Origin of the sequence: Paenarthrobacter sp. NPDC090522, assembly GCF_044769225.1 — a bacterium.
GTDB lineage: Bacteria > Actinomycetota > Actinomycetes > Actinomycetales > Micrococcaceae > Arthrobacter.
This window is the reverse complement of the sequence record NZ_JBIVXL010000042.1, coordinates 1-8,809: the sequence shown is the minus strand read 5'-3', so window position 1 is coordinate 8,809 and position 8,809 is coordinate 1. Positions and strand designations below refer to the sequence as shown.

Annotated in this window: 8 protein-coding genes; 2 read left to right on the top strand and 6 right to left on the bottom strand. The window is 63.9% G+C overall.

Going from position 1 to position 8,809, the window contains the following annotated elements; translation table 11 throughout:
• Positions 1-192: 192 nt before the first annotated feature.
• From ACIQT2_RS23820 to ACIQT2_RS23795, 6 genes are all read right to left on the bottom strand, one after another.
• Positions 193-1,524 carry a DUF1524 domain-containing protein gene (locus tag ACIQT2_RS23820; RefSeq protein ID WP_402951717.1) on the bottom strand — a complete coding sequence of 444 codons (1,332 nt, stop codon included), beginning with the start codon at positions 1,522-1,524 and terminating at the stop codon, positions 193-195.
• Positions 1,525-1,664: 140 nt separating this feature from the next.
• A complete protein-coding gene (locus tag ACIQT2_RS23815; RefSeq protein ID WP_402951714.1) occupies positions 1,665-2,591 on the bottom strand; it encodes a methyltransferase family protein in 927 nt (308 codons plus the stop codon).
• A gap of 49 nt (positions 2,592-2,640) precedes the next feature.
• Complete coding sequence (locus tag ACIQT2_RS23810) at positions 2,641-3,399, bottom strand: MerR family transcriptional regulator (RefSeq protein ID WP_402951712.1); 759 nt, start codon at positions 3,397-3,399, stop codon at positions 2,641-2,643.
• Between the two features lie 75 nt (positions 3,400-3,474).
• A complete protein-coding gene (locus ACIQT2_RS23805) occupies positions 3,475-4,113 on the bottom strand; it encodes a PadR family transcriptional regulator (protein ID WP_400337319.1) in 639 nt (212 codons plus the stop codon).
• Between the two features lie 374 nt (positions 4,114-4,487).
• On the bottom strand, positions 4,488-5,309 hold the full coding sequence (gene nadE, locus ACIQT2_RS23800) for an ammonia-dependent NAD(+) synthetase (RefSeq protein WP_402951708.1): 822 nt from the start codon (positions 5,307-5,309) through the stop codon (positions 4,488-4,490).
• Between the two features lie 112 nt (positions 5,310-5,421).
• The gene (locus tag ACIQT2_RS23795; protein WP_400337316.1) at positions 5,422-6,459 is read right to left on the bottom strand and encodes a LacI family DNA-binding transcriptional regulator; all 1,038 of its coding nucleotides are present in this window, start codon (positions 6,457-6,459) and stop codon (positions 5,422-5,424) included.
• Positions 6,460-6,673: 214 nt separating this feature from the next.
• On the opposite strand from ACIQT2_RS23795, the gene ACIQT2_RS23790 reads away from it, so the two are divergent.
• Together ACIQT2_RS23790 and ACIQT2_RS23785 are read left to right on the top strand one after the other, a co-directional pair.
• On the top strand, positions 6,674-7,519 hold the full coding sequence (locus tag ACIQT2_RS23790) for a sugar phosphate isomerase/epimerase family protein (RefSeq protein WP_402951705.1): 846 nt from the start codon (positions 6,674-6,676) through the stop codon (positions 7,517-7,519).
• A gap of 138 nt (positions 7,520-7,657) precedes the next feature.
• Positions 7,658-8,665 (top strand): Gfo/Idh/MocA family protein, encoded by a 1,008-nt coding sequence (locus ACIQT2_RS23785; RefSeq protein WP_402951702.1) that lies wholly within the window; start codon positions 7,658-7,660, stop codon positions 8,663-8,665.
• The last annotated feature ends 144 nt before the right edge of the window (positions 8,666-8,809 follow it).

The following is an 8,809-nucleotide window of genomic DNA, read 5'->3' as shown; positions in this document are numbered from 1 at the left end:
CTCTACCGCCTCAAACCCACCACCGATTCCCATAAACCAACCCTGACACCACCCCCACACCCACAGAACAACCCACAACGCCTATGTGGAAAACCAAGGTGGAAACCTTTCCAACAGACAGGTGTCCAACGAAAATGATGCCTCCGCTGGACCCAGCGGAGGCATCATCTGGTCTTACTCAGCTACAAAGCCCTACTCACACGCGACGCCGTCCTTGTCCCTGTCGAGTGCCGCGCGGTATCCAGGCTGTCCGGCGTAGAGCGGAGCGGCCCCAGCCGCCTTCGCGGCCGCGCAGTTGGCGTAGTAGGCAGGAGCAGGAGCAGGAGCGGGAGCTGGAGCCGGGGCCGGAACGACAGCCGGCGCGGCTGGTGCCGGGGCTGGAGCCGCCGGCGCAGGGGCTGCGGGTGCGGGCTCAGCTACCGTCGCGGGAACAGTTGCCGGAGTCGGCGTGGGCGCAGGTGCTGGGGCCTTTTCGTTGGTTGGCGCAGCCTGGTTCGGGCAATCCGCAAGGATCCGGGCCATGGCATCGTGCTCGGCCTGCGTTACCCAGAGGCTGTAGGTGGCCTTGACGGAGATCTGCCGCGCAACGTATTCACAGCGGAACGACGTGCTCGGCGGCAGCCAGGTGGCGGCGTCGCCGTCGCTCTTCTGTTGGTTGGTGGGACCATCGGTGGCCTGCAGGTTAAGGGGGTCGTTCGCCAGCGCGGTACGTTGTTCCAAGCTCAACTTCTTTGCGCCCTTCTGCCAGGCATCGCTGAGTGCTACCACATGGTCGATTTGCACGGCGGTGCTGGTGGTTGCACCACGAAGGAAGTCGATGGACTTGGCGGTGTAAGGGTCCGCGAGCATCCCACTCTGGATTTTGCAGGGGACGCTGTTGGTGTATGCCACTTGGGTGAGGTCGCGCTTGAGGATGTCATTGCGGGTATCGCATCCGTTGCGGTCAACGTCAGCCCATGCCTGGCCAAACTGTTCGCGTTCATATCCCGTCTTCGGGGCACGGCCCTTGACGGCAAGGGTTGCCAGGATGTCGAGGGCTTTGGAAGCGTAGGCCGGCTGGGCGTGCGGAGCTTTGTAAGTGGCGCTGGCAGCGAGTTCAGTCGTGGTCTCGGGGTCCATCGGTGCGACGGAATCAGACTCCGAGGGCGTTGGAGACGGAGTAGCGCTGGCGGAGGTGCTGGATTCCACCAACTTCTGGGCTTCGGCAGCAGCCGGTGATGCCTCAAGGTTCTCCTTGGGCTTGGCCGGGCTCAGGGCGGCCCCCACGACGAACAAGACCAATGCGCCGGTCAGCACGATTGCCCCGGAACGACGACCACCGGGCACCAGCGCCCACGAGCGTCGTCCGGTAGCGGCGACGTAGATACCGGTCACCAGGGCAAAGAGCCCCAACATGATGAGAACCCCACCGATGCCCGAGGCACCAGCGCCGATCACCAGCAAAAGTAAAGCAAGGATGCCCACGCAAATGGTGGAGGTGGGCAGCCGGAAAGAACCCGTATCGGGCGGAGTGTGATTAGACAAAAAATCCCCATTTCGAACATCGGACCGTGAGTCAACGGCCGATAGAAGAGCGCCTGTGGCTGGACGCCCTCGGGGATTCTAGTATCGAAATTACAAGATTGTGATTCGCCGCGGATTGTTACATGAAACTGCAGGGAAGGTCAGGAGGGCGCGGGCAGCCTCGGAATCCAGCACTGGACGTTGGCCCGGTAACTACGGAAGTCTTCGCCGAACCGTACCTCCAGATCGGCCTCCTCGAGTGGTCGTACGGCATAGTTCCACACCAGGGATCCCGCGGCGGCGTAAGTTACTACCATCCACGAGCCCAGCATCAGGCCGACGGCCACCCCCTGCCCGATCCCCGCTACGGCCATGGGGTTTCGCACCCATCGATACGGTCCGGCAATCACCAAGCGGTTGGGCATCGCCGAGGGCAGCGGAGTCCCGCGCCCCAGCGTCGACATCGTGATGGCAGAAGACACGCCGAGCGCACTCCCTAAAAGGAAGACCGACGCCCCCACGGCCCCTACCCCTGCTGGAGGCACGGCAGCAACTCCCCACCGCTGTTCCAGAAAAGCCAGAATCCAGGGGATCAGGCCAAGGAACAACCCCCAAAAGAACAGCAGTTGCAGCATGGTCCTGGCCAAATGGGGCACCGCGGTGCCACTCTCGCGGGCGGCCCGGAACGCAAACGGCCCTTTGAGGATCCACTCTGTGGGAACCCGCCCGAACATCATGAGGCACGCGGCCACCAGCGACCCCGCGCTGGCGGCGCCCATGAGCAGGACGCCCCACCCCGCGTGCGTCGTGATGGTCGCGTAGAGTCCAAGTACGACGGCGACAGTTACGGTCCAGCCGGATGTCACCTTCGCGGCGGCCCTGCTTCCCAGCGCTGCCGCGGCAGATGCGATAACGAACAGCGGCACGTCGAAAATGGCGACGAGTACCGGATCCAGCCCTCCCAGGGTGGTATCCCGAACCCAAGTGGACCCGAAGACCAAGATCCACCACGCCAAACCGGCCCCGGATTGAAACGCGAAATAGCATCGCCCCCAGGAAGCGGGGGACGCAGGGACCGTGCTCGGCATGCAAGTGATGCTACTGCAGTGTCCGGGTCACCCGGTTCAGCGCGGGGCTCTACAGATTCGCCTCCGCGTAGGCCCGCAGCGCGTCCCGTACGAAGGTGGCTCCGGCTTCCCCGCCGTAGTTGGCTGCAAAACGTGGATCGGCAACGTACATCTCGCCCAGCCCTATAACGTAGCCCTTCACGTCACCGCCGGGCGCCGCCGAGGGCGTTCCCGGGATACCTCGCAGCCACTCGACGTGCCGCCGTGCGAGATCCTGTGCCTCGGCACTGTCCGGCGCAACGCCGGAACCAGCGGCGGCGATCCAGTCGCTGCCCAGCCTCTGGGCCCTGTCTTTCCAAGCCTGCTTTTCTTCGGAGCCCATTCCCCGCCACCACGCGTCACTCGCGGCGTAGGCGTCCTTGCCCCATCGCTCCTCCACCTCGTCCTTGTACTGAGTGTGGTCAAAGCCGTCAAACATGTCCTGTGCCATGTACTTTCCATCCCCTTTCAATGTCGCAATGGTTTGCTGCACGGACGCGATCTGCCGTGCGAGACGGTCCTGTTCCTGTCCGAGCCATTCCAGATGGCCGCTCAGGGCTTTGACGGTGTCCGTCTCCCGGGAAAGAACGTCCGATATCGCCGGCAAGCCCAGCCCGAGTTCCCGCAGGAGCAGGATGCGCTGGAGCTGGACCAGTGCCGGACCGTCGTAATAGCGGTAGCCATTGTTGGCGGTCCGGCTTGGCTTCAGCAGCCCGATGTCGTCGTAGTGACGCAGCGTGCGACTGGTGGTGCCTGCCATCTTGGCGATTTCCTGGATTGACCAGTCCATCCGTCCTCCGTCCTGTGCCTGTACTTCGACAGTAGAGGTTGACGTTACGTCAAGGTCAAGGGGATGAATTCGAAACTAGTCAGCCAGGATCAGGTAGAGCGCGCGACGTGTCTCGTCGAGCTTCTCAATGGCGGCCTGGCGCTGCTCGTCGGTGGCGGCGGAACGGAACTGGTGGATGACGCCCATGAGCTTTCCAACGCTTTGGTGGAAGGCTGCGCCGGTGGAGTCGGCCTCCGTGTTCCAGGCGTTAGCCAGTTCTTCCTCGTGCTCGGCGATGTACGCGCGGCCGTCTTCTGTGAGGGTGAATTCCGTGCGGCGACCCTCACCGACGGCGACAATCAGTCCTTCATCGACCAACTGCTGCAGTGTGGGGTAGACCGAGCCGGGGCTGGGACGCCAGGCGCCGGAGGTCTTTTCGGCAATGGTCTTGATCAGTCCGTAGCCGTTCGAGGGAGCCTCTGCCAAGAGCGACAGAATTGCTGCCCGGACGTCGCCGCGGTTGCGACGCGGACCACCCGGGCCGAAGCCCCGTGGGCCGAACCCGCCGGGTCCGAAGCCTGGGCCAAATCCGGGACCGAAGCCCGGACCAAACCCGCCTCCGCCGTGGCCGCCCGGACCGCGCCGGCCCTTGCCCCGGTTGAATCGGCCGCGCCCGTGGGAGTCGTCGCCGTGCTCTGGGAAGGAATTTTCGTGGTGTTCGTGGATGCCTTTCATAACAGCATCGTCCTTTCGATAGGTATCACCGATCGAGTATCGGCGATAGTTAACGATATATCGGTAACTATCGCATCGTCAAGGGTACTGAGAGAGGGTTTGTGGGAGAAGGGTGTTTGGTGGGAGAGGGTTTGTGGGAGAAGGGTGTTTGGTGGGAGAGGGTTTGTGGGAGAAGGGTGTTTGGTGCGAGAGGGTTGGTGGGAGAAGGGTGTTTGGTGAGAGAGGGTTGGCGGGAGGGGGGTGTTTGGTGAGAGAGCGTTGTTAAAGCCCGACGGCGGGTGCGGACTTCGCGTGAAGTCCGCACCCGCCGTCGTGGTTAAGCGTGGTGCGTGAATAAGGCGTGGTTCCGTGAGGTGGCACCTAAGGGGTAGACGCTACTTCCACCAGGTATCGAAGATCGTGACCGGAACAGTCCGCTTGTGGCGGGTCCGGAGGTACTTCTGCTCGATGAGCTCAGCTGCACCCTCGGCGATGTCGCGGCCCTCAAGGTAATCGTCGATCTGGTCGTAGGTGATGCCAAGCTCGTCCTCGTCGGTCCGGCCGGGCTTGCCATCCAGGAGGTCGGCGGTGGGGACCTTTTCCCACACGCGCGAGGGAGCGCCCAGTTCAGCCAGGAGCTCGCGGTTCTGGCGCTTGTTGAGGCCGAACAGCGGGAGGATGTCCGCACCGCCGTCGCCGAACTTGGTGAAGAAGCCCGTCACTGACTCGGCGCCGTGGTCGGTGCCGATCACCAGGTAGTTGTGTTCGCCGGCCAGTGCGTACTGGGCGATCATGCGGGCGCGGGCCTTGGTGTTGCCCTTGTGGAAATCCGAGATCGCGGCGCCGGTAGTCTTCTCGAACTCCTCCTCGAAGCCGTCCACGGCCTGGGAGATGTTGAACGTCCACTCGGTCTTGGCCTTGATGAAGTCCAGGGCTGCCTGGGCATCGTCTTCGTCGTGCTGGATGCCGTAAGGCAAGCGGACGGCGACGAAGTTGGCCTCAACGCCCTCGGCTTCAAGCTCCTCGACGGCCAACTGGGCCAGCCGGCCTGCCAGCGACGAGTCGATGCCGCCGGAGATGCCGAGCACAAAGCCCTTGGTGCCCGTGGCCTTCAAGTAGTCCTTCAGGAAGGCAACCCGTTTGCGAACCTCCTCTGCGGGATTGATCCGGGGCTGGACGCCCATTTCCTCGATGATCTTGGCCTGGAGTTCGCGCATGTGTTCAACACTAGCCAGCGCGGTTGTGACCGCTCAACCATGTTGCCCCGCCCGGCCCAACTAAGTCGCAGTAGTGCGCGTTTTGAGCGCTCAAAACGCGCACAAATGCGACTTACTTGGGGGCGGGGCGGGTGGAGCTGGGTGCCGGGCCGGTGGAGCCGCGGACCGTGAGATGCGTGGGCATGACCGAACGGCTCCGGCTGCCCCCGCCGGCCAGGGGATTGAGCTGGGCCAACAGCATGGATACCGCCACCCGGCCGGCTTGTTCAATCGGTGAGCTCAGCGTGGTCAGTGGCGGGTTGCAGAAGTCGGCACCGAAGATGTCGTCGCAGCCTACGATGCTCATGTCTTCCGGCACGCGGATGCCCCGTTCGCGCAGGCGTTGCAGCATCCCGATGGCAATGAGGTCATTGAAGACAATGCACGCCGTGACGCCACTGTGGACGGCGGCATCTGCGGCCGCTGCCCCGGATTGGGTCTTCGGGGCAAACGGGCCAAGGAGGCGCAGGTCGATCCCGCGGTCCTCCGCTGCTGCGGACAGGACGGCCCAGCGGCGGGAGCCTGATTGGGAGACGACGGGGCCCGAAAGGTAGGCCACCGACGTATGCCCCAGTGAGATGAGGTGGTCGAGCGCCTGCGTCATGGCCGACGGCGTATCGATGATGACTGCCGGCACGCCGTCCACGTCCCGGTTGACGGTGACCATGGGCATCCGCAGCGCCGCCTCGGAAAGCGAGGAGTCGTTGAGCCTGGACGCCGCAACAATAACCCCGTCGGCGCTCTTCCGGAGTTGCTCCAAGGTGCTGGCCTCAACCTCGTCCGACTCCTCGGTGTCCACCAGGAGCTGCGTGTAACCGGCGGCCTTGAGCTGGAGCTGCGTCCCGCGGATGAGGTCGAAGTAGAACGGGTTGGTGATATCCGGGACCAGGACGCCCACGGCTCCGGTCTTCCCGGAACTCAGCGCCTTCGCCTGGGAGTTCGGCGTGTAGTTAAGTTCGACGGCGGCTGCCTGGATCCGCTGCCGGGTGCGGATATTCACGCGGTCGGGATTGGTCAGTGCCCGTGAGACGGTTGACGCTGCGACGCCGCACAGCGCGGCAATGTCATGGATGGTGGCAGGACGGTCTGCTGCCACGGGTGGCGTCGCCATGGGCGTTCCTCTCTGAACAAAGGATTCCGTGAGCGTGGAATCCTGCTGTGACCACTGCCACAGTGTGGATCAACCGTGCCACACTTGCAAACTTTTGGCAATCGGTTGTCAATAACGTGCCAAGATAGCTAGACTCAAACGGACAAGACCCGCTGTGAACTGCATCACCGCGCGCATTCCGATCAGGGTATCGCCGGTACATCAAGGAGATTTTGTGACTCAACCCAGCGCCGTGTGGAGCCTGTCAGGTTTCGGCGATGAAGTAGACCCCGACCCCACCATCCAGGCTGCGGTGCTCCTTGCACTCGGCGCGAGCCATATCGAAGTGCGCAGCGCCTGGGGGACCAACGTCTCGGAACTGGCGCCGGTCGACGTCGAGCGCCTCAAAGCCATCCTCGACGGAAAGGGCCTGAAAGTCTCCGCGGTGGCCAGCCCGATCGGAAAAGTCGACGTCAGCCTCCCCGTGGAGCATGAAGTGGAACGGCTGCGGCAGATCATCTCCGTGGCCAAGGGCCTGGACACCACGTACGTCCGGATTTTCTCCTTCTACCGCGGCGAAGGCCAGACCCAGGAAGATATCCGCGACGCCGTGATCGAACGCATGGCAGCGCTGGCGCAGGTGGCCGAAAAGGAAGGCGTTGTCCTCCTCCACGAAAACGAAAAGGGTATCTACGGAGATACCCCGGAGCGTGTCCTGGACATCATGGAAGCCGTGAACTCGCCGGCGCTCCGGGTTGCCTGGGACAACGCCAACTTTGTCCAGGTGGGCGTCAAGCCCTACACCCAGGGCTATGCCATCCTGCGCCCGTACCTCGAGTACTTTCAGGTGAAGGACGCGCTGGCATCGACGGGCGAGGTGGTGCCGTCCGGCGAGGGCGATGGTGAACTCGAAGAAACCATCGCCGCACTCGCCGCAGACGGGTTCGGCGGGTTCGCCTCGCTGGAGCCGCATCTGGCCCAGGCGCACGAACTCGGCGGCTTCTCCGGGCCGGTGGCCTTCGGCGTCGCTGCCCGGGCGTTTGCCGGGCTGGCCGCCAAGAACGGCGTCAGCCTGGCGTGAGCCCAGGGCGTCCGGCAACCGGCGCACTCGCCAGCCTTGGCGTCCGCCAACTAGGGCCCCTGGCCTGCCCGGCACATAACAGCGCCGCGCACACCACGGCGACCCAAAACCAACCCATTCCTTCGAAGGAGCAGGAACATGCCAACAGCGGCTGTCATCGGTTGCGGTGATGTATCGAGTGTCCATTTCGCGGCGCTGGCAACCTTGGCAGATGCCGAATTGGTTGCGGTCTGCGATACCAATCCCGAACGCCTGGAAGCGGCGGCAGCTGCCCACGGCGTCCCGGGGTACGCGAGCCACCTCGACCTGCTCGAAAAGGTGCGTCCCGACGTCGTGCATATCTGCACGCCGCACCACCTCCACGCCTCGATTGCCGCCGACTGCCTGGAGGCCGGCGTCAGCGTGATCGTCGAAAAGCCGCTTGCGCACACTCTTGAAGAGGGGCGTCGGCTGATCGAGGTGGCGGAACGGAGCACGGCGAAGATCGCCGTGTGTTTCCAGAACCGCTACAACGCGACGTCGCAAGCCATGCGGGAACTGCTCGACGGCGGCACGCTGGGCCAGGTGCTCGGGGCGTCGGCCACTGTGATGTGGCACCGTTCGGGTGACTACTACCGCGACCGGCCGTGGCGTGGCACGTGGGCCGGAGGTGGTGGCGGGCTGATGATGAACCAGGCCATCCACACCGTGGACCTGCTGCAGTGGCTGGTGGGTGACGTAGCGAAAGTGGAAGGCCGTGCATCCACCCGGGCGCTTGCCGGCGTGATCGAGGTGGAGGACACCGCCGAGTTTGTTGCCGAGCACGAGAACGGAGCCCGCAGCGTCTTCTTCGCAACGCTGGCCAATGCCGTGAACGCACCCGTGACGCTGGACATCGTTACGGAGAACGCCACCCTGAGCCTCCGCGGCGAGCTGACCGTCACGTACGCCGACGGCAGAGTGGACGTGATTCCCGAGCGCGCCTTGGAGTCCGGAGGCCGGGCCTATTGGGGCGTTTCCCATGAGCTGCTGATCCGGGACTTCTACGCCAGGCTCAACCATCCCGAGCCGTTCTGGATCAGCCCTGCCGAGGCGGCCAAGTCGCTGCGGATCGTGAAGGACATCTATGCCCAGAGCTACCCGGACATGCTGGACCGGGTGGGCTGACCTTCCGCCTTACGCACCCAAGTAGGTCGCATTTGTGCACGTTATGAGCCCGGCGGAGTCAAGGGGTGGGAGCAACGCTGGGGGGTTAGGCCGCTTGTAGCAGCTGGTTAAGCCGGTTGGCTGGGGTTTCGAGGTTGAGGGTGG